Below are 24,614 nucleotides of genomic sequence, written 5' to 3'. Positions count from 1 at the left end.
ATGTTAAAGAAGCTCTTGCTTGCCGCTGCGGCATTATTCTTTATTCTTGCTGGCTCTTTGATGTTGTTGATGGGTTACGTCTTCAATAACCCCGGAACTGTCTTTAACGCCTTCAATTCCGTCGCTGACCGTTTTTTACAAGGTCAGACTCATGAAGAAAACGAGGAATTTTTTCTGCAGGGCATGGACGAGATTTTGATCTCATCCCGCCGTGTGGATGTTGAACTGCGCACCTACAATGGCAGCACCCTGAAAGTGCACCTGTCCGGCAAAGTGCCGCGCTTTGAAGAAGGCCGCTACATCCTGCAAACCGCAGAAAAAACCCGCCTGCACCTTGAATTCCAGGAACCACTGGCCAGCCATTGGATTCAAATGAACGTGAACGGCCAGGAGCTGAGTAAATCCACCGACTCGCACCTGAAAGCTGAAGTTTACGTGCCTGAGACTTTCAAAAAACAGATCCGCATTGAAACCCGTGAAGGTCATGTAACCCTGCGCCTGCCGCCAACAGCACTGTACGAGCTGGATTTGCAGTCAGTCTCTGGCCCCATCGATAATTCTATGAAGCAGGAACCGGTGACTGGAGTTGAGCCGACAGAAGTCGGTCGCATTCAGGTGCAGACGATCGAAGGCCCGATCACGGTGGAATCCGCACTGGAATAATTTGAAGTCATTTTAGAAATAAAAAAAGCCCGGAATGTTTCCATCCCGGGCTTTTTTGTTTTTATCTTTTAGCTCTTCTTCAGATCTTCCAGATGCTTTTCAGCCAGAGTGCTCAGACGAACACCGACTTCGGCCAGCTGATCACGGTTCACCTCGCTTGGGCAGTCAGACATCAAGTCTGTTGCTTTCGCAGTTTTCGGGAACGCAATCACTTCACGGATCGCATCTGTTTCACACAGAAGCATCACAAGACGGTCCATACCCCAGGCGATACCACCATGCGGAGGAGTTCCGTACTTCAAAGCCTCCAGGAAGAAGCCGAACTTGTGCTGAGTTTCTTCTTCGCTCATGCCCAACAGACGGAACATCGCCTGCTGAATTTCGTTACGATAGATCCGGATACTTCCGCCACCCATTTCGTAACCGTTGCACACAAGGTCGTAGGCTTTCGCCAGCATCTTGCCGTAAGCAGCTTCGTTGTTGTTTACCAGATCCTGCGCGAACTCATCTTTCGGGGATGTGAACGGATGGTGACGTGCCACCCAGCGCTTTTCATCCGGAGAGTACTCAAGCAACGGGAAGTCCACCACCCACAGGAATTTGTATTTGCTGTTGTCGATCAGATTCAATTCACGGCCCAGGTGCAAACGCAACGTGGACAGTGCCGCACAAGCGGTGTCGTAATCATCCGCAACAACCAAAGCACAGTCACCGGCTTCACCGCCGCAGGCTTTGAACATTTCAGCCAGCTTTTCAGGACTGAAGAATTTGGAAACAGAAGAAGACAGCGTGCCGTCAGCCTCTGATTTGATCCACACAAGACCTTTAGCGCCCGCGCGTTTCGCCATGTCAGTCAGTTTATCCAACTGACCACGGGAATAGCTGCCACCTTTCGGAGCTGCGATACCACGAACGATCCCGCCACGAGCCAGAACATCGTCAAAGACCTTGAAGCCTGAACCCGTCACGATGGATTTAAGATCCTTGATCTCAACCCCGAAACGCGTGTCCGGCTTGTCGATGCCGTATCGGTCCATCGCTTCCTGATAAGTCATGCGCGGGATGGCTCCCACGTCGATGCCTTTGATCTCTTTCCAGATCGTGCGCAGAAGTTTTTCGTTCATCTCCATGATGTCTTCCTGATCGATGTAGGACATTTCCATATCGATCTGGGAGAATTCCGGCTGACGGTCCGCACGCAAATCTTCGTCACGGAAGCAGCGGGCGATCTGGAAGTATCTGTCGTAACCGGAGATCATCAAAAGCTGTTTCAAAGTCTGCGGAGACTGAGGCAGCGCATAGAAGTGACCCGGATTCACACGGGAAGGAACAAGATAGTCACGAGCGCCTTCCGGAGTGGATTTGTAAAGGATCGGAGTTTCAACTTCCAGGAAACCGTTGTCAGAAAGGAAACGACGCACCAGCTGAGCCACCTTGTGACGGGTGATCAGATGACTGGACAGGCGCGCGCTGCGCAGATCCAGGTAACGGTATTTCAAACGCAGCATTTCGTTCACGTTCGTGTCGCTGACCTGGAATGGCGGCACCGCGGATTCATTCAGAATCTCGCAGCGGATCGCTTCCACTTCCACTTCACCGGTTTTGATTTTTGCATTCTTCATGCCGTCCGGACGGGCACGAACCACACCCTCCACGGCCAGAACAAATTCACCGCGCAGATTTTTTGAGGAAGCAGTCTCGGCTTTATTTGGATCCAGAACAACCTGAACGATGCCTTCACGGTCGCGCAAATCGATGAATACCAGGCTGCCGTGGTCACGTCGAACATCGACCCAACCCATCAGTACAACTTTTTGACCTGCCTGGGAAACGCCCAGACTTCCGCAATAATGTGTTCTTTTTAGCTCTTTAACAAACTTCATATGTCTACCTTGTTCGTGGGCCCCAGATTTACATATTGTGCCAATGCAGTCAAAAACCATATTCTTATACTCTCCATAACAGAACCTTAAGAGAGTCCCCCAGACCCAGCCATTCTGCTTCATTTACCAAGCATTTCCCCCTATAATTTCAAAACAGAAATAAGGAGATATCCGATGCCTAAGTTTACGATTGATCATTCTAGTAGCCATTCTGCGGAAGAAGCCTATAAGAAGATCAAAGAATTCCTCTCGAATGATCAGGATATTCGACGCTTTGACCCAAAAATTCAGTGCTCTTTTGATGACGGCACCAAGTGCGCCAATCTCAAGGGATCCCAGTTTAAAGCGGATATGACCGTGGCCACGGCTGGCGCAGGGAGCAAAGTCTCTGTCACCGTAGATCTGCCATTGATGCTGACTCCCTTCAAAGGTAAAGTCACCGAGACTCTGCAAAGGAAACTGGCTAAATACCTTGGCTAGTTGAGCTTATGGCGAAAACGAAAGCAAAAAGCACCTCCACCCCAAAAACCAAGTCCCCGTCCAAGACGGCTTCTGCCAAGAAGCCCACGGGCAAGGCTGCGTCTGGGAAAACCACAAAGCCCGCCCCCACTGAATCAAAGTCAGTCGTGGCCGAGCTGGTGGAAGATGCTCACAGCGACGAACTTCGCTCGCATGAAGAGGCTGAAAAAGCCTACGCCGTCCCAAGTGTCGAGGATGATCTTCCCGAATTGGAAGAAGACACCAAAACTCTGGCTGTCGCCGACACCTCCAAAGCCATTACTTCCGCTGATCCCTTGGTGATGTATCTGAACGAGATCCGTCGCTACAAGGTTCTGACCCGTGAAGAAGAAATGGCCCTGGCAAAAAAATACTTTGAAAGCAAGGACCCCGAAGCCGCCCAGGCCCTGGTGAAAGCCAATCTGCGTTTTGTGGTGAAGGTGGCCGCCGAATATTCCAAATTCGGTTCGAAAATGATCGACTTGATCCAAGAGGGCAACGTCGGCCTGATGCACGCTGTGCGCGAGTTCAATCCATATAAAGGGGCTCGCCTGATCACCTATGCGGTCTGGTGGATTCGCGGTTATATCCAGGAATTCCTGATGCGCCAGTATTCTTTGGTTCGTATCGGGACCACCCAGAATCAGCGCAAACTGTTCTATCAGCTGCAAAAAGAAAAAGAGGCCCTGGATGCCATGGGCATCGAACCAAACATTGGCCTGATCAGCAGCCGCCTGGGCATTCCGGAAGACGAGGTGCGCGACATGACCATGCGTATGTCCGGTCGCGATGTCAGTCTGGATCGTCCGGTGGATGAGGATTCCGGCACAACACTGGGGGACCTGCAGCGCGGCCCCTCCGACCAGCCGCTGGATGAAGCCATGGCTCACAATGAACAGCTGGAAATTCTGAAACAAAAGATTGAAGAAATCCGTCCGGAACTTTCCGAGCGTGAAAAAATCATTCTGGATGAACGTATTCTGAATGACGATCCACTGACCCTGCAGGAGATCGGCGAAAAGCACGGCATCACCCGCGAGGCCGTCCGTCAAATGGAGGCCCGCCTGATGAAAAAAATCAAAGCCAAGATGGAAGAAGACGCCTCGGAATAGGCGTCTTTCCTTTTAATAGTTCAACACTCCACGCCCGCGCAGATTCAGGACGACATCCTCTTGCGGGGTTAGTTCGATCTCCAATTCCGCCCGGTGCAGCCCCAGGCTGCGTGGTTCAAAGAACACACGGATACGGCACTGCTGACCGCGGAAAAGGATCTGAGGGCAGTTCTCAGAGTAATCAAAGGCATAGTCCCCGTTCATATCAAAGTCATTTATGTACATTGGGAATCCGCTGTTGTTACGCAGATAGAACGTCGCCCGTTTATCGTCAAACAAACGCACACGTCCGAAATTATAATAATAATCCCGGTCCAACGTTGTCGTGTCGTCTGTCACGTTGATCACATACACTTCATTGATATCGCTCTCGCTGAAGTCCTCGTAAGCCAAAACGGGTGAAGCGAGGAGAAGACCCAGAAAAAGACCTGTTAAGATTTTCATAAGCACCTCCTTAAAATCCATTTCATTCCCATCGCGATGGCGGCGCAAAATGAATCTCTTCAATGGTGGGAATTTCATAAAAAGGCGCGTCTGCTGTCAGCCCTCATGGGACATCCCGCCCCGGACCAGAGGGCACTCTGCCCCCGGTTTGAGGACAAAGATCTGAAAACAAAAAAGGACCTTCCGTTTTAAGGAAGGCCCCTTCTCGCTCGAAGACAAAAGGAGAACGGCTATCTGCTGTTTCTTCTGTCGGATCTATCTTGTTGAGGTCTTTGGGATGTCTGAGAACCTCTCTCGGAAGAGCGCTCTCTTTCCGAACGGCTGCTCTCTTCTCTTTGAGATCTGTCTTTGTTCAAATCACCCTGTTGTGGCCTGTTTGTTCTTTCTGTTCCCACGGTATCCTCCTTGTGGTTGTGATAAGCATTCATGCTTATAAAGAACCCTTAAGCAAAGACCCTGCCACCTTATGATGTGCCCTATAACAAAAAAACTCCCGGGATTTCTCTCCGGGAGTTCTCAAATATTTTTCTAATTTCGAATCTCTAATTTCCACCTGCCGTTTGTCAGGCGATTTCGAGTTCGCCGGCACCGATGGTTGCTGCCAGTTTCGCGCGCAGACGGGCTACGGCTTGAGCATGCAATTGGGACACGCGGGACTCTGTCACGCGCAGAACCTGACCGATCTCTTTAAGGTTCAGGTCTTCGTAATAATACAAAGACAGAACCAGACGTTGTCTTTCAGGCAGTTCTTCGATCGCCTGAGCCACAACTTCCTTGATGTTTTTAACATTCAATTGATTGAAAGGGCTGTTAGTGCGGGAACCTTCAAGAATATCCATGATGGATTTCTTGTCGGTATTGCTGAAGCTTGTCGCCTGATCGATTGGCAACAAACTGACCGGGCGAACCTGATTCACCAGATCGTGGAATTCATCAATATTTACATTAAGGGCCTTAGCCACTTCTTCGTCGGAGGGAGTACGACCAAGATCAGCTTCCAATTGCACCATGGTTTTATCCAGGAGCTTGGCTTTGTCACGGATTGAGCGGGGAACCCAGTCCTGTGCACGAAGTTCATCCAGTATCGCTCCACGGATGCGGAATTCGGCGTAGGTTTTGAATTTATTGTCACGAGTGGAGTCGTACTTTTCAATCGCATCCATCAGACCGATGACACCTGCAGAAATAAGGTCATCCAGTTCGATATTGGAGGGAAGTCGTACCGCAATTTTCTGAGCGATGAACTTAATTAGCGGAGCATATTCTCTGATAAGGTCATCTTTTTGCGTCGGAGCGAGCTTGCGTGGCTCTTCCTTGTACTTCTTCAACAATGCCGCGTTTTTCCCCATATTTTCCCTCTTGAAGTCTATGTTATCAAACAGGTCCGTGCCCTAAAAGTCCAATTCTCACATAACTGTGGAGTTGGACCTAAGCGCTCCCCACGACCTGATCCCAGAACATCTGCATGCCACCGGTGATCTCAATTTGTTTGGAGGATTTCTCCACCTGATTACAAATTTGACGAATCGCTTTGGAAGATTCAGCACCGATATCTTGTCTCACAATGAGACGCTGCATCTGGTTTGCTTTTCGCAGAACCACATCATTGGGAACCGAGCCCCAATAATCCAGACCAATGTAGAGGAACTTGTTCACCACATCGTTGAAGCGCTGGTAAAGTCCCAGTCCTTCCTGTTCATCACGCACTTGATTGCAAATAATAGAGAAGTGATTGACCTTGTACTGCTTGTGCAGAACCTTGATCAGCGCATAAGCATCCGCGAAACTGGCCGGATCCGGCGTGATCACCACCGACACCGTCTGCGCAGCCGAGTTCAGGAACAACACATTTTCAGCAATCCCCGGAGCGGTATCAATCAGCAGATAGTCAAAGCCCAGCGGTAAAGCACTGACGGCTTCCACCATGGCTCTTCGTTCGAAGTGATTCAGATGATTGAACTCAACCACACCACTGCCACCCGGAATCAGGAAGACGTCCTTGGACACTTCCATCAGGATGTCGCGCATCTCTTTGCGACCGGCGATAATGTCATGCATGTTTCCGGTAGGACGAACCCCAAAAAGAATGTCCACGTTGGCCATCCCCAGGTCCCCGTCCAAGATCAGCACTTTCTTTCCTTTTTGCGCCAGGGACAGAGCAAGGTTCGCCACCAGTGTGGTCTTCCCGACCCCGCCTTTGCCGGAGGTGATGCTGATGGTGCGTGTGCGCTGCATATCAAAAGAGTTCATGTTTCTCATACAGCTTCAGAGTCCTGTTGTTTAAATTTAGTGATTCTGAAAATCAGATCCAAAAGACGCTCTTTGGTTGCGAATTCAAAGTCCTCGGGAACACGCGGTCCGATACCAAAGGAATGCAATGGCACATCAAAGCGCTTCATAAAGTTGTAAATTGTTCCATGCTGGGTGGATTCATCCAAAGAGGTGAAGATCACATCTTTATAGCCCAGAACAGAATATCTGCGACCCAGCTCCGTCGCATCACCGTCTTTGGCGTTGGTCGACAACGTCAAATGAATGTTCGGATTCAATGCCGCCGGTGGCAGCAGGCTTTTCAGCATATGAATTTCTTCGTTGCTCTTAAGGCTCAGGCCCGTGTAATCCACAAGCACACAATCCACATTCGCCAGATAGCGCATCAGATTTGTCCAGTCATTCTGAGTGCGGATCACCGAGAATGGTACATTCAGAATCTGCGCATAAATCTTCATCTGATCAGCCGCGCCCACTTTGAAAGTGTCGGTTGTGAACAAGGCAATCTTCTTGCCTTCACGCACCACCATCTGGCTGGCCATTTTGATCAATGCCGAAGTCTTACCGCTGCCCGCAGGGCCAACAAAGCAGTGGATTTTCCCCTGCGTTGGGTTCTGGGCAATCTTGGTGTTGTCCAAAACATGGCGGGCCACATAGGCTTCAACCAGGGACTTATTTTTCAATTTCAATGCCGGAAGAGTTTCCTGAGCCGTTGTCAGGATCTCTGCCGCGATTTCCGGCGCCATGCCCGCTTTAGTGAGCTTTTCAAAGACAAAGCTCAGGTCATAGTTGATGCCATAGTCAGCACCCGGGTGAGAACCCGTGAACGTCTGAGGCATCTGCTGGAACTGCGTGATAACCTGCTTCAGACTGGCGATTTCATTTTTCAATGCAATCACCTCCGGGCTTTCCACTGCCACCACCGGTCTTGCCGCTGGAACCGCTTTTACAGGTGCCGGTGCCGGAGCTGCAGCTTTGCGTGGAGCCGCCGCACCACCGCGAGAGAAGATTTCATCCTGCTCCTGGAAGGCATTCAAAGCTCTTTGAGCGGCATTGCGAACGCGAGTTTCAGATTCGTCTTCAATGTCGATATAACGACGCTGAGTGATCGGAGCTGGTGCCGTGTTCTTTTGCACATGCTTTTCAACCATTTTGTGGATCAGCTCTTTTTGCTGACGAGCCGTGCTGTTGTTGAATCTGACACGATCCTGCTCGCGCAGGCGGGATTCAGCGAATTTCTTTTTCTGCAGGGTTTCCTCAGAGACGGCTGCGGTGATTTCCACGCTGCCTTCCCCGACAAGGCCGAAGCTCTTGTTGTTGTCACGAGCCGACAGAATGATGGCATCAGGACCCAGCTGGGTCTTGACCATCTCGAGGGCTTCTTTCATGGTACGCGCTTCAAATTTCTTAACCTGCATGGCTCATCTCCACGAGTGCAACCGATTTCACATCCGCATCCGAAGACAACTCATTGTGCGAAAGCACCACAAGCTGCGGGATAAAGCGGGACGTTAACTTGTACAAATGACGACGCGATGTCGGGCTGGTCAGCAGGATCGGCTGACCGGCCACTTCCGGATGGTGTTCCACCGTCCGCGCGATTTCGTTGATCAGACGATGGGCCGTCGTCGGATCCATAACCAGCTGAACCCCTTGCTCTGTCTGCAGCAGGGAATTGGCAATCAGCTCTTCAATGTGCGGGTGCAATGTCATCACCGGGATATTGCCCATATCCGTTGTGTATTTCGCGGTGATACCGCGAGCCAGTCCGCGACGAACCTGTTCGGTCAGAACCTCGATGTCTTTTGTACGAGGAGCATCGTCGGCCAAAGTTTCAAATATCGTCAGAAGATCACGGATAGAAACCTGTTCTTTCAACAGGTTCTGAAGCACGCGAACCACAGATCCCAGTGGCAGCAGATCCGGAATAAGCTCTTCAACCACTTTTGGATGAGACTTTTTGAAGTTCTCAATAAGAGTGGAGGCTTCCTGACGACCCAAAAGTTCATGCGCATGGGTGCGGATAATTTCTGTAAGATGAGTTGCCATAACAGTCGGCAGATCCACCACCGTGTAACCGGCAATTTCAGCGTCTTCTTTACGCACAGGCGAAATCCACAAAGCATCCAGGCCAAACGCCGGTTCTTTGGTCGGAATCCCCTCGATACGCTCGGCCACGTTGCCCGGATCCATCGCCAGAAGTGCTTCCGGACGAAGGGTGCCACCACCCACGCGGTTGCCCTTGATCATCAGACGGTATTCACCCGGGGCCAACTGCAGGTTGTCGCGAATGTGGATACTTGGAACCACGATCCCCAGATCCAAAGCAAACTGCTTGCGGATACTGACGATACGCTCCAGCAGATCGCCGCTATGATCGGATTCAACAATATTGATAAGACCATAACCCACTTCCAGCTCGACCATGTCCAGCGGAAGCATCGTTTCGATGTTTTCTTTTTTCGGCGCAGACAAAGCCGCGTCGGATTGCTTTTTTGCTGCTTCGGCCTGTTCAGCACGGGCTTTCTTAATGATCCAGGCCGTAGCACAAAGAACACCACCCATAAACAGGAACGGCAAGGTCGGAAGACCCGGCACCAGACCCATCAGGACCAATACTGCACCGGAAATCATCACAGCACGAGGCTTCACGAACAACTGACCAGTCACCTCTTCACCGACGTCTTTGTCAGAATTGGAAGTACGGGTCACGATGATACCGGCAGCGGTAGAGATCACAAGCGCAGGAATCTGGGACAACAGACCGTCACCGATCGTCAGCATGGTGTAGTATTTCGCAGCCGTGCCGACATCCAGACCTTTCTGGATCACACCGATGCCCAAACCACCGATAACGTTGATCAAAGTGATGATGATACCGGCGATGGCATCACCGCGTACGAACTTCGAGGCACCGTCCATCGCACCATAGAAGTCCGCTTCACCTTCCACTTGCTTACGGCGCTTGCGCGCTTCGGCTTCAGTGATATGACCGGAGTTCAGCTCTGCATCGATGGACATCTGTTTACCAGGCATTGCATCCAAGGTGAATCGAGCTGCAACTTCCGCCACGCGCCCGGAACCCTTGGTGATAACCATAAAGTTGATGATCATCAGGATCAGGAACATCACAAAACCGATTACATAGTTTCCGCCGACCACGAAGTTCGCAAAAGACGCGATCACGTGACCGGCCGCTTGTTCACCCTCGTGACCATGGGTCAGGATCAAACGGGTTGTTGCCACGTTCAGGGCCAGACGGAACAAAGTCGTCATCAGCAACAAGGACGGGAAGGAGGTGAAGTCCAGCGCTCTGTCAGTATAGATACTTACCAGCAGGATCAGGATGCTGATTGCCAGCGAGAACGTCAGTGCCAAGTCCAGCATCATCGGCGGAAGCGGGATGATCATCACGGCCAGGACGGCAAGCAAGCCCACGGCAATGAACAAATCCGTGTTCTTGGTGATCTTGTCAAATCGTTTTAAGAACTGAAACAACTGATCCATTATCTTTTCTTCCTACGCAAACGGTAAACGTATGAAAGCACTTCGGCCACAGCCACGAAGAGCTCCCGGGGAATAACCTGTCCAATTTTCAATGTCTTGAAGATCGTGCGCGCCAGTGGTTTATTTTCCACGATAGGCACATTGTTTTCGCGCGCGATTTCCTTGATCTTCTCCGCCACGTGATCCGCACCCATCGCCACGATTTGCGGCGCCGGCAGATTGTCCGAGTACTTCAGAACCACCGCGATGTGGGTCGGATTCGTGATGACAACGTCCGCCTTCGGAATCTCGGACATCATGCGCTTGCTCGCCATTTCACGCTGAATACGGCGAATGCGCGATTTGATCATCGGATCACCCTCGCGCTGCTTGTGTTCTTCCTTGACCTCTTGTTTGGTCATCATCATTTTCTTTTCAAGATCAAAACGCTGATAGAAATAGTCAGCACCGGCAATCACCAGCATCACCGCGCCAACACCACCCAGCAGCTTCACCACGATCACCCCGATGTAGGCGATGATCTGGTCGATGGAGTACGTCAGCATGTATGGGACTTGTGTCACTTCACTGCGCAGCAGGAAATAAAGAACCATCGCCACCGCGCCCATTTTCAGGATGGATTTCAACGCTTCCACAACGGCGCGCAGGCTGAAGATGCGTTTGAAGCCTTCAACCGGATTTACTTTTTCAAAATTAGGGGAAACAGCGTCTTCGACTTGCAGGAAGCCGATTTGCACAATCGAGGAAGCCGCGCCGATGATACCTGCAAACAGCAGAACCGGAGCAATCAGGATCATGACCTTCACACCGCAGTACTGAGCGGCTTCAGTGAAGTTTCCTTCACGCACCATTTTGACCATGTCGTCGCCGAAAGAGTGCTGGAAAACCTCGTACATTTCCTTGAAGAAGAAACGGCCCAAAGCATACACGCCACCAGCCGCCGCAAGTAACATTACTGCGGACGCCAGCTCCTTTGTATGTGCAACATTTCCGCGCTTCCGGAATTCTTCCCGTCTCGCGTCCGTTGCTTCTTCGGACTTTTCGCCGTTATCTTCAGCCATCTCGTTCCTTCCTAGAACTTAAAAGCCTTACCCTATAAGTGTTTCATCACATCAAACAGTTTGCTAGCTGTGATTTCAACAACCCCATTCATTTCCATAATCAAAAGCGGAAGGCAGATAAACACCACTGCCATACCCAGCATGATCGTCACTGGCATACTTGTTACCAGGACGTTGATCTGGGGCACCGCTCTTCCCAGAATACCCATCGCCAGATTGACAATCAGGATCGCCACCAGAACCGGGGCACACATCTTGATCGCCATCACAAATGCCACTTGCCCGAATACGGCGATTTCGGCAAACGGCCCAAAGTTCAAAGCCAAAGAACTGACCGGCACAAGCTCATAGCTTTGCGCGATCGCACTGATCAGCATGTGATGGCCGTTGATGGCCAAAAACACCAAAGTCGCCATGGCAGAATAGAACTGCTCGATCACCCCACCCTGGGAACCCATCATCGGGTTATAAAGCTGAGCCGCGCTCAGACCCACGCTCATGGAAACCAGATCCCCTGTCATACTGACCACAAAGAAGAACAACCGGGTTAAAAAACCCAGCGCCAATCCGACAATCAATTCCCGGACGGCCAAGCCAATGATTTCATTGGAAATTACGAGGTAGTCCACGTTGCCGACTTTAACCACCGGGTAAAGCACCATGCTCAATACCAGGGAAAGCAGGATCTTAACCGGCGTATTCACCAACGGAGAGCCAAAAACCGCGGAAGAGATCACATACGCCAGCATGCGCAGCAGAACCAGCGCAAACAGCAGAATCTGAGCCTCGGTCATCGCACTCCAGTTCAGCACTATTCCCTCACCATCACGGCAATATTTTCAAAAAGATTCACAGTGTAAGAGCTCATCACGTCCATCATCCATGGCCCGGCCAGAACGAACACCGCCGCCACCACAATCATCTTTGGAATGAAGGTCAACGTCGCCTCATTGATCTGAGTCAGAGCCTGGAAGATACTGACTGCCAAACCCACAACCAGCGTGCTGATCAAAAGTGGCGCCGCCAGCATGGCTGTCGTGCGAAGAGCGTCCTGTCCCAGTCTGATTACCAATTCATCTGTCATTTTTCACCTCACCCGAAACTCTTGACCATGGAACCGATGAGCAAACCCCATCCATCCACCAGGACAAAGAGCATGATCTTAAAGGGCAACGAAATCACAACTGGAGGAAGCATCATCATACCCATCGCCATCAGAACGCTGGCTGCGACAATGTCGATCACCAGGAATGGCAGGAAGATGATAAAGCCGATCTGGAAGGCCGTTTTCAATTCGGACACCACAAAGGCCGGAACCAAAACCATTGTCGGAACATCGGCACGGGTTTTTGGTTTTTCAACTTTGGAAAGTTTTATGAACAAAGCCAGATCCGAATCACGGGTCTGATTGAACATGAACTTGCGCAGAGGTGCGAATGTTCTTTCAATCGCCTGATCCTGGGAAATCGTGCCGGCCATATAAGGCTGGATGCCGTTGGTGTTCATTTCATTGAACGCCGGCTGCATCACAAAGAAAGTCAAAAACAAAGCCAGACCAACCAAAAGCTGGTTCGGTGGCATCTGCTGCACACCCATCGCCTGACGCAGGAAGGACAGCACAATAATAATACGGGTGAAACCGGTCATCATGATCAGGATCGCCGGCGCCAAAGTCAGCACCGTCATGACCATGATCAATTTCACCGCGTTCACAACCTCATTCGGGTTGTCGGTTGTCTTGAAACCCAGGTTCATTGTTGGCAATGTCACTTGGGCAAACGCACTGGAACCGAAGAAGAATACCAGAGGCAAAAGAAGCAGACTCCAAAGAGCCCATTTATTTCTGATCACTGAAAAGACCTCATGCCTTTAAGACGTTTGGAAACGATATCCTTGATTCCACTGATCGCAAATTCCTCGTCCAGATCCAGATCCTTAGCACTGCGCTTGTTGCGCGGAGCCGGAGCTTCCTCGTCAGCCGCTGCGTCGTCAAAGTCGACATTTTTGGAATTGGACTGACCCAGAACTTTGCCGAAGCTTTGTGGTGCTTCTTCAGGCACTTCGTCATCCAAAAGGGACAGGGACTTGATCATGGAGATGTTATGATCCGTCACGCCGATCAGGATGGATTCGCCCGCCACACGCACGATTGCCAGACTTTTCTTCGGACCCAGGTAATGCTGCTGCAAAACCTTGATCTGAGTCTGATGTTTCATCGCTTTGGGAACTTTATACTTGCGCAGGAAGAAGAACGCGCCCGTACCCACAACACCCAGCATGGACAGGGTGAACAGAATACGGAAAACGCCGCCGCCCTCAGAGGCTGCTTTCTTGTTGGATTCCAGATTCAGAAGAATCTCGGACTCTTTGCGGTTGTCATTTTTAGTGACATCCTTGGGCTCTGCTGTCGCGGCCGCGGAAAGCTCCTGGGATTCAGACGCCACTGCCGTCGCCGGGGACGTTTCTTCCGCCTGAGCCGAAACTGAAACTACAAAGATCAAAGAAAGCAACCAACGCATCTTCATACCTCTTATCTGAGCTGCTCTACGCGCTCAGCAGGTGAAATAATATCCGTCAAACGCACGCCGAACTTTTCGTTCACCACCACGGCTTCACCGCGGGCGATCAACTTGTCGTTCACATAAACTTCCATAGGCTCGCCCGCCAGTTTGCTCAGTTCGATCACGGAACCTTGAGTCAGGTTCAGCAGCTCGCTGACCGGCATTTTGGTGCGGCCCAGCTCCACAGACACTTTCAAAGGGATGTCGAGGATCAGGCTCAGGTTTCTGTCTTTATGTGTTGGCATCTCGCTGGAAGCTTTTCTTCCGCTGGATTCAGCCATACCAGCAGCTTCCGCCACCAGCTGATCCGCCAGATTATCCAATGTATCGTCGCTCATTCATCCCCCTACTTTTCCACCGGTCTGGTCACTTGCACAGCCACGGTTCCATGATGTATTCCGTAATAACCTTTAAACTTTCTGACACCTTCGACCGCCACGTCGAATTCACCCGAGGCATCCTGATCCAGCGGAATCACATCGCCGACTTTCAGGTTCATAAGATCCTTCAGCTTGATCTCGGTTTCGCCCAGGTTCACTTTGATCTCCATATCTGTTTCCAGAAGCTGTTCCTGGATGATCGCAGTCCAAAGCTTTTTGTCTGTCTGATCGGTCTCAACCTGGAAACCGGTCTGCAGTTTTTGTTTGATCGGCTCGATCGTCGCGTAAGGAATCACGATGGAGATCGTGCCCGTCGCGTTTTCAAGCTCCACGTCGAATGTGGAGGCAATAACCACGTCCGTCGGAGGCACGATACCCACGAACTGCGGGTTCACCTCGGTACGAACAAAAGAACAGCCGATCTTTTCAATGGAGGCCCAGGCCATTTCCATATCGTTGATCGCCAGTCCCACCACCTTTTGGACAATGGAAAGCTCAATCGGGGTGAAATCCTTGCCGTCGATTTTTGTATAAGGACGGTCTGCACCGCCAAAGAAACTGTCAACCAGTGCGTAAGCCAGCTTGCTTTCGATCACGAACAGTGCGGAACCACGAAGGTTTCCGAAACGCAGCACCGACATGCACGTCGGCATTGGCAATGTATTGATGAATTCCCCGAATTTCAGGAATTCAGTGGAGGTCAGCGTGATGGAGGCGATTTTACGCAGAGCTGATGACAAAGAAACGCGGAAGGCACGCATGAATTTCTCGTAGATAACTTCCAACTGCGGAAGGCGGCCACGAATAATACGGTCCTGGCTGGTAAGGTCATAAGATACGATCTTGCGCTCGTCGACTTTACCGACATTCTGCGCTTCGGGCTTGGACGCCTCTGGCGAGCCCACGTCCCCGTCAGAGACCGCGGCTAACAGAGCATCCACTTCACTTTGTGAAAGAACCTGATTCATAGTCCTGCCTTAGTTATAGATAAACTCGGTGAAGAACACGTTGGAAATCTTCCCCTGGACCAGGAAAGAATTGATGGTGTCCTTGATTTCACTGCGAAGACTGTCTTTGCCTTCCCTGGAGGAAACATCCTCGTAGGTCTTGCTGGATAGAATAATGATAATAATGTCGCGGATCTGGGCTTTGCGCTTTTCCAGCTCTTCCATGACGTGGCTGCCGGTCACTTCCAGCTCCATGTTCACCTTTGCGACTTTACGGCCTTTGGAGCCCGCCAGATTCACAATAAAGGTCTCCAGAGGAACGACCTTGCCGATGACCTCTTTTTCTTCAGTGGCCTCTTTGTGCTGAGCTTCTGCTTCGCCTTTGATCACTTGTTCAATTTTAGGTTCTGCCGCCTCTTTTTTGCGATTGGAATAGAGCATGAATCCAACACCTGCAACGACGAGCATATTAACGACCGCCAAGGCAATAAGTAGAATAGGCTTTTGTCCAGATCCCCCGCTCGGAGCTGACGATACATCCGATGCTGCCGCTTTTTCTTCAGCCACTTCATCCTCCATGATGAATGACCACATAGTGGTCCTATCAAGATTGAAAGCAACACGGATGCCAACAGGACCTTCGCCGAGGACCAATGACTGCGGTCCAACATATTTGAATTGGGGCAATTTTTGCCCCTGTGGTGAATGTTTGCCGGGTAGTAATTCTATGACAGGCGCCAAAGTTTTGGCGCGAAAATTTGACTATTTGGCCAAACAGGAGCCCCATAAAGGTAGCAACAATGACTAAGGAGGTTCTTATGAACAAAGATATCTTCCAAGGCAAAATCAAGGAAATATCAGGCGAGCTTCGCAAAAAATGGGGAGCCCTGACCGATGATGACATCCAGAAAACCAAAGGCAACATGGAGGCCCTCAGCGGATTGGTACAGCAGAAAATCGGACTTTCCAAAGAAGAAGCGTCAAAACAAGTTTCTGAATTCATGACCAGCATCGACAGAAAGTTCGAAAATAAAACAGAATCAGCTGCCGACAAGGTGAATTCAAAAATCGACGACATCAAAAACAAGCTGTCTCACTAAGCCCCCGACTCTGGTCGAGGCAAGGAGAGGTTATGGACAAGCAGCTATTTGAAAGCAAATTTGGCGATTTCTCAAACGCCCTGAAACAGAAATTCGCCGGATTGAATCTGACCGACGAGGAAATAAAAAAAGCGATGAAAAATCCCGATGAACTGGTGACTCTGGTTTCTGCAAAAACAGGAATCTCCAGAGAAGAGGCTGACAAACGTGTGCATCAGGCCATGAGCACAGTGGGCATTGATGACACCCAAGTCAAAGGCTTCATGGAAAAATGGGGCGACAAAGTCGGAGACAAAATCGCTGAAATCAAAAACAAATTCAGCCATTGAGGCTTCAGGGAGGAGCCACGACTCCTCCCCTGTCTTTCCGATATCCACCCCATGGCGCGTAAAAATTCTTCCCGGATGCCAATCCCTTTGTTGAAAAGCACATACACCTGGTGGTATTTAGAGGATCACTTTTAAGGGGGTATCCATGGCTCGTCTGGTTTTTTCTGTCCTATCCATGCTTTTGGCTGCTGGTGCGGCACACGCTGACATCACTTTGAACAAGGTTATCGATGGCTCTGTTGCTTATTGCGACTCTTCCCGTGGCACACCGGAAGCAAAGGCCAAAGTTGTCCAGTTGTCTTTGATCAACGCCTCTTCCAGCGACGAAGAACAACAAACCACCCTGCGCGTAGCTATGGTGAAATGCCAAAATGCCCAATGGGTTCTTGACTCCGCTCCGACGCACGAATCCTATGTTGCACCCAACGGCGCCAACGTAGAAGTCACTTACAGCAACTATGAAATGCTTCTAGTGAACAAATACTCTGAAGTTCTGCTGCAAACGAACCTTGAGCACCTGAATCAAGGCGCAGTGCAAGAGCAATCTGTGTCCTTCTTTAAAACCAGAGAAGTGCCTCAGGACGTGGATGTTATTATCCGCACCCGCAAGCACGTGAAAGCTGACAACGGTATTGAGTACTCCGAAACGGTGACCTTCGGTTCTTTCCGTATCCGTTTGAATTAAACGTATTTAGAGCGCCCTTTTTGTGTTTTATACCTGTCAAAAATCCTGACAGTTTCTTTCCTGAAAAGGGCGTACTATAAGGTCTCTTATTTACAAGGGGACCTTGATGAAAAATGCCTTGCCATTCATTCTGGGAACAGCGCTTTTCTGCACTGCCTTTTCTGCCTCTGCAGCCCAGCAGGACAACATCAATCGTAAAATCATTTCTCAGGGCGTTCCTGCCGACGCGGTCCATCGCCTCAGTAAATTCATGTATGAAAACCGCGGACGCAGCTTCCAGCAGGACACTTATACCTGTGAAGGCAAAGACCCGGCCAGCGTGCGGCCTTGCGAAGAAGAAAAACGCAATCGCAGCAGCAAGTACGTCACCCTGAACAGCCCACAGTACGTGGTCATCGTTGACTATTCCGCGCCTTCCACACAAAGACGTTTTTATTTTATCAACCTTCGCAATGGCGCGGTTGAAAAATACTACACCTCTCACGGTATCGGCAGCGGCGACGGGAACTATGCCTATCGCTTCAGTAACACCAAAGATTCTCGCCAAACGTCATTGGGGATTTATCTGACTGGTGAAGTGTATACGGGATCCTACGGAAAAACCCTGCGCATGTACGGCCTGCAAAGATCCAATGATCAGGCCTATAACCGTGACATCGTTGTGCATGGAGCCTGGTATGTCGGTGAAGAATTCATCAATTCCATCAACAAGAAGACCGGACAGCCTTACGGCCGCCTGGGTTTAAGCTGGGGTTGCCCGGCGCTGTCCTTGTCGATGGCTGAAAAGCTGATTCCGCTATTGAAAGGTGGCAGCGTGATTTATCACTACCACCCGGCTTTGGTGGATGAGGCCCAATCGGGCCGTCTGGTTTCCACGAAGAAAAAGAACTAGTCTGTGCCTTCGCTCAGGCGAGGCACAAGGACCTTTTGAATTTCTGTGACCATATCAGCATTCCCGGCCACGATTGAGTTCTTGTACGGCGTATAGGCTTCTCCACGATAAGTCTGCACAACGCCGCCAGCTTCCTCGACAAGAAGAATACCTGCAGCAGCATCCCACGGCTGAATGTTGCGTTCCCAATAACCATCAAACACACCGCGCGCCACTTGCGCCAGATCATAAGCGGCAGCACCAGGACGGCGAACACCACGGCACTTGCGAACCATGTCGTCAAAAATTCTTAGCTGTTCAGAAATCACGTGTTCATGCTCTGACACAAAACCCGTGGCCAGCAGGCCTTTCTTCAGTTCGGTGTTCTTGCTGACTCGCAAAGGCTTGCCATTAACGAATGCACCCTGCCCGCGAATCGCGGTGTATGTTTCATTCAACATCGGCACATCAATCACCGCGACCTGAATCTGACCGTCAATTTCCAAACCCAGGCTGATGCAGAAAATCGGAAAACGATGCACATAGTTTGTGGTCCCATCCAGTGGATCCAAGATCCAGCGCCCGTTTGCGCCAGCTTTGCTCCACGCGACCTTTGTCCCGGTTCCGTGAGAAGCCGCGAAGGTTTCCTCGCCAAGGAACTCGATTTCCGGAAAATTTTTCCTAAGATGCTCTGCAATGACTCTTTCTGATTCTTTGTCGGCTTCGCTGACAAGGCCCGCCTGGAACTTTTCCTCGACGTGCTCTAAGTTACCGAAATAATTGAGAAGCACCTTGCGACCCAAGCCCACAGCGGCTTCGGCTTGACTTAAGACCTGCTTCCAATCCCTTGATTTTACGCTGTTTTCCACGCTTTCCCCTTCGGGCAGGACCCTTGGATGATTGACCAGTTCAGAGGATTAACGCTAACATGTTTGCAGGGCCAAAGGAAGGGCCCGAAACTTAAGCATTCAAGCGGGTTTAAAAATTATGAGGATTGAAAAAATGAGTTCTAAAACGGATGTGATGGTGAAACTAGCTTTAGTTTTCTTTATTTCTTTGCTGTCTTTCTCTATCGGTACATTTGTAGGCAAGAAGTACAGTGACAACCAACATCAGCTGGCGGCTTTGGAACCACAAAAATCCTCTCACACCCAAGAGCGTGAAGTGGCTTCTGTTTCTGAACATGGGACCTCTGAAGGCAAAGTGGGCGCGATGACTGATGAAGAGATCGCGAAACTGGCTGAAGAATTCGTGGCTGACGAAACCACTCCTGCGACAACTGAAAATGAAGCCACACCAGTTCACGGTGAACACGCGGCTCCTGCCGGTCACCACGGTGAAATCGCTGAAACAAAAGTTGAATCCAAAGAACCTAAAGTTGAGACTCACAAACCAAATCCAACCAAAGGTGACAAAACTCCTGTAACCCAGCACAACGAACCTTCTGAAGCTGCGAAAAACGTAGCGGCAGGCAAAGCTCCAACAACTTTGGAAGCAGCAGAAAAGAAAGTAACGGCGAAAGAGGACCGTCTGCCTTCTTCCCTTCCTAAAGATGTGGCGCAATTCGCAGTGGGCAAATTCACTGTGCAAGTGGCGTCTTATGCTGATGAAGCTGAAGCTCAGAGAATGGCTTCTGACCTGAAAAACAAAGGTTACAGCGCGTTCTATATCCCGGCAAACATCAAAGGTAAAACTTGGTTCCGCGTAAGTGTCGGCCAGTTTGCGACTCAGAAAGAAGCTCAAGCTTACCGCACAGAGCTTGTGACTAAAGCGAAAGTCGGCTCTGCGATCGTTCAAAAGATCACTGAGTAATTGTTCACCCGCTTTTAATTAAATTCCTAAGGAAGCCTCGTTCGAAAGAACGGGGCTTTTTTTATAGAGGAACCACCAGGCCCGCACGCAGAACAGCACCCAGGGTTGGATTCGGATCGAAATCAGAACCCATCAAGGCTCGGCCTTCCATACCCACGGTCACACCAAACTGACTGGTGCTTAAGATAAACAACTCCAGGCCCGCGGATAGACCACCCATCACTTTCATTCCGGTTTTATCGGAACGACTGTCCGTCATAAATCGCGTAATAACCTCTTCTTCATAACCTCCGACACCCGCGCCAAAATAGATCACTCCGCGCATGCCGCCCTCTTTCCCGCTGAGGGCATTGTAACGGCCCCATACGGTCATATCCTGATGACGGCGCTCGATGCTGGAGGTACTGTTGCCGGTGGTGTCCGTGAAGTTTGCGTACTCCACCAGAAGGCTGTAGCGGTTGCGATGATAGCCGATGGAAAAGTTCTGCGGCTGACGGGCTTCCAGATCACCGGAATTGCCGCGTTCATAGCGCATTTCATAGCCGAACGGATAGGCCGCCAGCAAGGACACCGGCCCTTCGGCGGGCATCTTCATGCGAGACTCTTGCGCGAAAGCACTCACTGACAACAAGAACAACAACAAACCCGCGATGAATTTCATTTACTTCACTTCCCCAGCTTCAGGATTTGGGGCTGTTGCAGACTTGATCACCCAGCCGGTTTCTTCAACGCAGGAATAGACCATCGGAGTCTCAGCAGAAGTTTCCAAAACCTCGGAAAGGAACTCGCATTCTTTCTTTTTCATTTCGCCCAGCTCTTTAATGAAGCTTTGTACGAACTGATCGTGAGTGTAATAAGTGTCTTTCTTTTCAGCCAGTTCGGCTTTTAAAGACGGCAACATCTTAACGACCAACTTTGCCACTTCTTTGCGAGCGGCCAGATCCTCAAGACTGCGCTCTTTGGAATAGATGTCCGTGAACTTTTTCAACACGCGGGAAAACTGGGTTCCCACCGTGTAAGCATAACCGGTGACATAGTCGCGGAACTTCGCGCGTTCACCGGAAGCATGGAAAAGCTCCAAGTTATTGCGCACGACAGTTTTATTCGGAAGCTCATAGATACCAAACAGATCACCGACCTCAAGGGAACGAACCCGTTTCTGACTTGGCAGGGACTGGGCGATGAAATCAGGGTTCCCGGTGTACATCCAGCCCCAGAAATCAGCCAGGCCTTCATTCAGGCCGCGCATCATCGCCAGGCGGTGGAACTTCAAAAGCGTGGCTTCATCCAGTTCATCCCCGATCAGCACCGGTTTTTCGCGACGGCCACGACCGGACAGATCCTCTTGCACGATGGCCGCATCATCCATGAAAGATTCACGACTGTGAACACCCGTGTCTTCATCGACAACATCCTTCAGAACCAGTTTGAAGAACAAAGAATGGAAATGTTCATGCGCCAAAATTCCGGCGTTGATCGCAATCGCCAGACCATCTTGGGTGTACGGCACAACCAGCATGGAGTCCGTGGCTCCGTCATAGAATGCATTATTGGCTCCGGAAGAACCTTTCACTCTGACACCCACGCCGACATCACGAGGCCACTGGTTAACACCACCGGCCCCGAGTTCTTCATCAAGCAAAGCCAGCTTCTGCGTGTGAGCATAGATAGTGACCAGTTGTTGAGTCATTTCGTTGGCAGGTATGAAATCGCCCGAACCATTCTTGATAAAACGAGCCACAGCAGGTCGACCGTGAAGCTTATTGTCAGTAATACGAGGGCTCAGGAAGAAACGGACGAATTTACCGGAAACAGTCTGAAGATCCTCGATCCCCAGCAATTCCACGGTCTGGAGCGAATAACCGGACTTGGAGTTGTTCTGTGGCGCCAGTACGCGGACATTGCCGGACTGATCAGCACTCTCAGACTGCGGAGCACAAGCACCCAGGGCGCCTGTGACTAGAATTGCTGCTGTGATCCGGCTAAAAACGCGCTTCACAAAGTCCTCTCTAAGTTCTATAAACGGAGGGGTTTCCTCGCTCACTTGACTTATTGCGTTATAGTTATAGTGGAAAATGGCGAAAACCTCAATGAAAACTTAGAGATAGACAAACTTTGTCAGTCTCACCAGAAGTTCGACAGCCCCTGCAAACGCACATTAAGGAAGCCGCCATGGATGTACTTGATTTTGTTACGAAAAATCTGAACCCCGCGCAGAAGGATGCCGTCGAAACCCTGGAAGGGCCTTTGCTTATCCTTGCCGGCGCTGGATCTGGCAAAACCCGCGTCCTCACCCACCGCATGGCCAACATGATCGGCCAAGGGGTCGCAGCTTCCGATGAAATCCTGTGTGTGACCTTTACCAATAAGGCCGCCAAAGAGATGGAACATCGTATTTACAAGATTCTATCAGACATGGGCGCCATTGTTCACACCCAGCTTTGGATCAATACTTTCCACAGCTTCTGCGTTCGCGTCCTGCGCCAGCACATCACTCTTCTGGATTACAAGCCCTTCTTCGGAATCTATGATTCTTCCGATCAACTCAGCCAGATCAAGAAAGTCATGACCGCGCTGGATATCAACGACAAGATGTATCCGGCGAAGAATTTCCAAAGCCGTATCAGCAGCGCCAAGATGATGGGTCTTTCCCCGGAAGGTTTGGAAAAATCCTCGAAGCGTCTGATGGATCAAAAGACCGTTGAGGTTTACAAAGCCTATGAACGCGAAATGAAAAAGGCCAACAGCCTTGATTTCGATGATCTGCTTTTGAAAACCTATGATCTGTTCCGCATGTACCCTGATGTTCTGCAGATGTATCAGAAAAAGTTCCGTTACATCATGGTGGACGAGTATCAGGATACCAATCACATTCAGTATCTTCTGGTGCAGATGCTGGCTTCCGCTCACCGCAACTTGTGCGTAGTGGGTGACGAGGATCAGTCCATCTACAGCTGGCGTGGGGCCGACATCAAAAACATCCTGGATTTTGAAAAAGACTTCCGTGATGCGAAGGTGATCAAGCTTGAAGAAAATTACCGATCCAGCGCCAACATCGTCAATGGCGCCACGGCCGTAATCAAAAACAACTCGCAACGCAAAGACAAAACTCTTTTCACATCGAACGACCCGGGTGATCTGATTCACGTGCGCGAGGAAAAGAACGAATACGAGGAAGGCCGCTTTGTTGCGAAAACCATTCAGTCGATGATGAATGAGGGTGAAGGCTCTTACAACGACTATGCGATCTTCTATCGCACCAATGCCCAGTCGCGCGTTCTGGAAGAACAGCTGCGCACCATGGGAATTCCGTACCGCCTGGTTGGCGGCGTGCGCTTCTATGAGCGCATGGAGATCAAGGACATGATTTCCTACATGAAGCTGTCCATCAACCCGGCGGATGATATCGCCTTAAAGCGCATCATCAACGTTCCGGCGCGCGGTATTGGCAAAACCACGATTGAAAAAATCGAAGAATACGCGGCTCATAAAAACCTGAGCATGTTCGAAGCGGCCGAAAAAGCCTGCGAAGAGCGCCTGTTCAACGCCGGCACCACGGGCAAGATCCGTCGCTTTATCGACCTGATGAAAGACCTTCAGCAAAACGCCCAGCATTTAAAACTGCTGGAATTCTTTGCCGTGGTTTTGGATCGCACCGAATATCTGGCGGCTTTGAAAAAAGATGAATCCCCGGAATCCCAGGCCCGCATTGAAAACTTGGAGGAACTGGACAACGCCATTGCCCAGTTCGTGCAGGAACGTGGCGAGGAATCCACGCTGATCAGCTTCCTGGAAGAAATGGCCTTGGTAAATGACGTGGACTCTTTGGATCAGGAGCAGAACTCGGTCACCATGATGACCCTGCACATCTCCAAGGGTCTTGAATATCCTTACGTGTTTGTTGTGGGCCTGGAAGAAAATCTTTTCCCAAGCGCTCGCAGCGCGGAAAGCGACAGCGAAGAAGATGTCGAGGAGGAACGCCGCCTGGCTTACGTGGGCATGACTCGCGCTCGTCAGAAGCTGTGGCTGACCTATGCGAAAATGAGACGCGTGTGGGGCCAGGAGCAGTTCAACCCTCCGTCGCGCTTCATTAAGGAAATCCCGCAGAATCTGATCGACTTTAAAACCTCCGCCGAAGCGCCGCGCTTTATGGCCCGCTATGGCTCCAGCTCTTATGACTCTGACTTTGGCGGCACACCGAAATGGGGCGCCACCAGCTCGGATCGCAATCGCGCTCGCTCACAGAGTTACGATGATGCTCAAGACTTCCCGGATTACGACAACGAAGGGTCGGGATCTGCGCCATTCTCCAAAGGTATGCGCGTCAGACACCCGACGTTTGGCGTCGGCACCGTGTACGCAACGGAAGGGACCGGGGAAAATTTCAAGGTCAGCGTGATGTTCACAGATAACACTGTGAAGAAATTCGTTGTGAAGTACGCCCGCTTGGAGCGCGTGTAGTCATAGCTTTTTTGTTGCTAAAATGAGGA

General features: G+C 50.6%; 25 protein-coding genes and 1 pseudogene. 9 read left to right on the top strand and 17 right to left on the bottom strand.

Going from position 1 to position 24,614, the window contains the following annotated elements; genetic code table 11:
* Entirely contained in the window at nucleotides 1-663 is a 663-nt protein-coding gene (locus ACNQKP_RS06825) for a hypothetical protein (RefSeq protein WP_417863694.1), read from the top strand.
* 68 nt (nucleotides 664-731) lie between these two features.
* Here the strand turns inward: ACNQKP_RS06825 and aspS are convergent, their stop codons facing one another.
* On the bottom strand, nucleotides 732-2,546 hold the full coding sequence (gene aspS, locus ACNQKP_RS06820; RefSeq protein ID WP_038448450.1) for an aspartate--tRNA ligase: 1,815 nt from the start codon (nucleotides 2,544-2,546) through the stop codon (nucleotides 732-734).
* 174 nt (nucleotides 2,547-2,720) lie between these two features.
* On the opposite strand from aspS, the gene ACNQKP_RS06815 reads away from it, so the two are divergent.
* Nucleotides 2,721-3,026: a polyhydroxyalkanoic acid system family protein gene (locus tag ACNQKP_RS06815; protein WP_015092324.1), complete on the top strand. Its 306-nt coding sequence runs from the start codon at nucleotides 2,721-2,723 to the stop codon at nucleotides 3,024-3,026.
* A gap of 8 nt (nucleotides 3,027-3,034) precedes the next feature.
* Nucleotides 3,035-4,156 carry an RNA polymerase factor sigma-32 gene (locus ACNQKP_RS06810; RefSeq protein WP_417863692.1) on the top strand — a complete coding sequence of 374 codons (1,122 nt, stop codon included), beginning with the start codon at nucleotides 3,035-3,037 and terminating at the stop codon, nucleotides 4,154-4,156.
* 12 nt (nucleotides 4,157-4,168) lie between these two features.
* Here ACNQKP_RS06810 and ACNQKP_RS06805 read toward each other — a convergent pair whose 3' ends face one another.
* The 13 genes and pseudogenes from ACNQKP_RS06805 to ACNQKP_RS06745 form a co-directional block, all read right to left on the bottom strand.
* On the bottom strand, nucleotides 4,169-4,600 hold the full coding sequence (locus ACNQKP_RS06805; protein WP_417863690.1) for a hypothetical protein: 432 nt from the start codon (nucleotides 4,598-4,600) through the stop codon (nucleotides 4,169-4,171).
* 563 nt (nucleotides 4,601-5,163) lie between these two features.
* Nucleotides 5,164-5,949, bottom strand: a complete 786-nt coding sequence (locus tag ACNQKP_RS06800; RefSeq protein WP_041577976.1) for a FliA/WhiG family RNA polymerase sigma factor — start codon at nucleotides 5,947-5,949, stop codon at nucleotides 5,164-5,166.
* Nucleotides 5,950-6,028: 79 nt separating this feature from the next.
* Entirely contained in the window at nucleotides 6,029-6,859 is an 831-nt protein-coding gene (locus ACNQKP_RS06795; protein WP_011165665.1) for a MinD/ParA family protein, read from the bottom strand.
* Entirely contained in the window at nucleotides 6,856-8,289 is a 1,434-nt protein-coding gene (flhF, locus tag ACNQKP_RS06790; protein ID WP_417863688.1) for a flagellar biosynthesis protein FlhF, read from the bottom strand. The genes ACNQKP_RS06795 and flhF overlap by 4 nt, the downstream gene beginning before the upstream one ends.
* On the bottom strand, nucleotides 8,279-10,378 hold the full coding sequence (gene flhA / locus ACNQKP_RS06785) for a flagellar biosynthesis protein FlhA (RefSeq protein ID WP_417863686.1): 2,100 nt from the start codon (nucleotides 10,376-10,378) through the stop codon (nucleotides 8,279-8,281). The genes flhF and flhA overlap by 11 nt, the downstream gene beginning before the upstream one ends.
* Nucleotides 10,378-11,439 (bottom strand): flagellar biosynthesis protein FlhB, encoded by a 1,062-nt coding sequence (gene flhB / locus ACNQKP_RS06780; protein WP_417863685.1) that lies wholly within the window; start codon nucleotides 11,437-11,439, stop codon nucleotides 10,378-10,380. The genes flhA and flhB overlap by 1 nt, the downstream gene beginning before the upstream one ends.
* A 32-nt stretch (nucleotides 11,440-11,471) precedes the next feature.
* Nucleotides 11,472-12,251: a flagellar biosynthetic protein FliR gene (gene fliR / locus ACNQKP_RS06775; protein ID WP_011165669.1), complete on the bottom strand. Its 780-nt coding sequence runs from the start codon at nucleotides 12,249-12,251 to the stop codon at nucleotides 11,472-11,474.
* Nucleotides 12,251-12,523 (bottom strand): flagellar biosynthesis protein FliQ, encoded by a 273-nt coding sequence (fliQ, locus tag ACNQKP_RS06770; protein ID WP_011165670.1) that lies wholly within the window; start codon nucleotides 12,521-12,523, stop codon nucleotides 12,251-12,253. The genes fliR and fliQ overlap by 1 nt, the downstream gene beginning before the upstream one ends.
* 8 nt (nucleotides 12,524-12,531) lie before the next feature.
* On the bottom strand, nucleotides 12,532-13,290 hold the full coding sequence (gene fliP / locus ACNQKP_RS06765; RefSeq protein ID WP_011165671.1) for a flagellar type III secretion system pore protein FliP: 759 nt from the start codon (nucleotides 13,288-13,290) through the stop codon (nucleotides 12,532-12,534).
* Nucleotides 13,287-13,964 carry a FliO/MopB family protein gene (locus ACNQKP_RS06760; RefSeq protein ID WP_417863683.1) on the bottom strand — a complete coding sequence of 226 codons (678 nt, stop codon included), beginning with the start codon at nucleotides 13,962-13,964 and terminating at the stop codon, nucleotides 13,287-13,289. The genes fliP and ACNQKP_RS06760 overlap by 4 nt, the downstream gene beginning before the upstream one ends.
* 5 nt (nucleotides 13,965-13,969) lie before the next feature.
* A pseudogene (gene fliN / locus ACNQKP_RS06755) lies at nucleotides 13,970-14,221 on the bottom strand (flagellar motor switch protein FliN); the annotation flags it as partial.
* 125 nt (nucleotides 14,222-14,346) lie between these two features.
* Nucleotides 14,347-15,348 (bottom strand): flagellar motor switch protein FliM, encoded by a 1,002-nt coding sequence (fliM, locus tag ACNQKP_RS06750; protein WP_015092335.1) that lies wholly within the window; start codon nucleotides 15,346-15,348, stop codon nucleotides 14,347-14,349.
* 9 nt (nucleotides 15,349-15,357) lie between these two features.
* Nucleotides 15,358-15,921 carry a flagellar basal body-associated FliL family protein gene (locus ACNQKP_RS06745; protein ID WP_232469051.1) on the bottom strand — a complete coding sequence of 188 codons (564 nt, stop codon included), beginning with the start codon at nucleotides 15,919-15,921 and terminating at the stop codon, nucleotides 15,358-15,360.
* 224 nt (nucleotides 15,922-16,145) lie between these two features.
* Between ACNQKP_RS06745 and ACNQKP_RS06740 the strand changes: the two genes are divergently transcribed.
* The 4 genes from ACNQKP_RS06740 to ACNQKP_RS06725 all read left to right on the top strand — a co-directional run bounded on the left by ACNQKP_RS06740 (nucleotide 16,146) and on the right by ACNQKP_RS06725 (nucleotide 18,333).
* Nucleotides 16,146-16,427 carry a CsbD family protein gene (locus tag ACNQKP_RS06740; RefSeq protein WP_417863681.1) on the top strand — a complete coding sequence of 94 codons (282 nt, stop codon included), beginning with the start codon at nucleotides 16,146-16,148 and terminating at the stop codon, nucleotides 16,425-16,427.
* A 32-nt stretch (nucleotides 16,428-16,459) separates the two neighbouring features.
* Nucleotides 16,460-16,756 (top strand): hypothetical protein, encoded by a 297-nt coding sequence (locus ACNQKP_RS06735; RefSeq protein WP_417863678.1) that lies wholly within the window; start codon nucleotides 16,460-16,462, stop codon nucleotides 16,754-16,756.
* 145 nt (nucleotides 16,757-16,901) lie between these two features.
* Nucleotides 16,902-17,441 carry a hypothetical protein gene (locus ACNQKP_RS06730; RefSeq protein WP_417863676.1) on the top strand — a complete coding sequence of 180 codons (540 nt, stop codon included), beginning with the start codon at nucleotides 16,902-16,904 and terminating at the stop codon, nucleotides 17,439-17,441.
* 106 nt (nucleotides 17,442-17,547) lie between these two features.
* Nucleotides 17,548-18,333, top strand: a complete 786-nt coding sequence (locus ACNQKP_RS06725; protein ID WP_417863674.1) for a murein L,D-transpeptidase catalytic domain family protein — start codon at nucleotides 17,548-17,550, stop codon at nucleotides 18,331-18,333.
* Here ACNQKP_RS06725 and ACNQKP_RS06720 read toward each other — a convergent pair.
* Nucleotides 18,330-19,181 carry an inositol monophosphatase family protein gene (locus ACNQKP_RS06720; protein WP_417863673.1) on the bottom strand — a complete coding sequence of 284 codons (852 nt, stop codon included), beginning with the start codon at nucleotides 19,179-19,181 and terminating at the stop codon, nucleotides 18,330-18,332. The genes ACNQKP_RS06725 and ACNQKP_RS06720 overlap by 4 nt on opposite strands.
* Nucleotides 19,182-19,314: 133 nt before the next feature.
* Between ACNQKP_RS06720 and ACNQKP_RS06715 the strand changes: the two genes are divergently transcribed.
* Nucleotides 19,315-20,124 carry an SPOR domain-containing protein gene (locus tag ACNQKP_RS06715; RefSeq protein WP_417863672.1) on the top strand — a complete coding sequence of 270 codons (810 nt, stop codon included), beginning with the start codon at nucleotides 19,315-19,317 and terminating at the stop codon, nucleotides 20,122-20,124.
* Between the two features lie 61 nt (nucleotides 20,125-20,185).
* Here the strand turns inward: ACNQKP_RS06715 and ACNQKP_RS06710 are convergent, their stop codons facing one another.
* Nucleotides 20,186-20,785, bottom strand: a complete 600-nt coding sequence (locus ACNQKP_RS06710) for a hypothetical protein (RefSeq protein WP_417863671.1) — start codon at nucleotides 20,783-20,785, stop codon at nucleotides 20,186-20,188.
* Nucleotides 20,786-22,123, bottom strand: a complete 1,338-nt coding sequence (locus ACNQKP_RS06705; protein ID WP_417863669.1) for a hypothetical protein — start codon at nucleotides 22,121-22,123, stop codon at nucleotides 20,786-20,788.
* 173 nt (nucleotides 22,124-22,296) lie between these two features.
* Between ACNQKP_RS06705 and ACNQKP_RS06700 the strand changes: the two genes are divergently transcribed.
* Complete coding sequence (locus ACNQKP_RS06700; RefSeq protein WP_417863668.1) at nucleotides 22,297-24,585, top strand: ATP-dependent helicase; 2,289 nt, start codon at nucleotides 22,297-22,299, stop codon at nucleotides 24,583-24,585.
* Nucleotides 24,586-24,614: the final 29 nt, after the last annotated feature.

The organism is Bdellovibrio bacteriovorus, from assembly GCF_048286975.1.
GTDB classification, from domain to species: domain Bacteria; phylum Bdellovibrionota; class Bdellovibrionia; order Bdellovibrionales; family Bdellovibrionaceae; genus Bdellovibrio; species Bdellovibrio bacteriovorus_H.
Note: the sequence above shows the minus strand (reverse complement) of the source record. Positions and strands in the feature narration are given on the sequence as shown.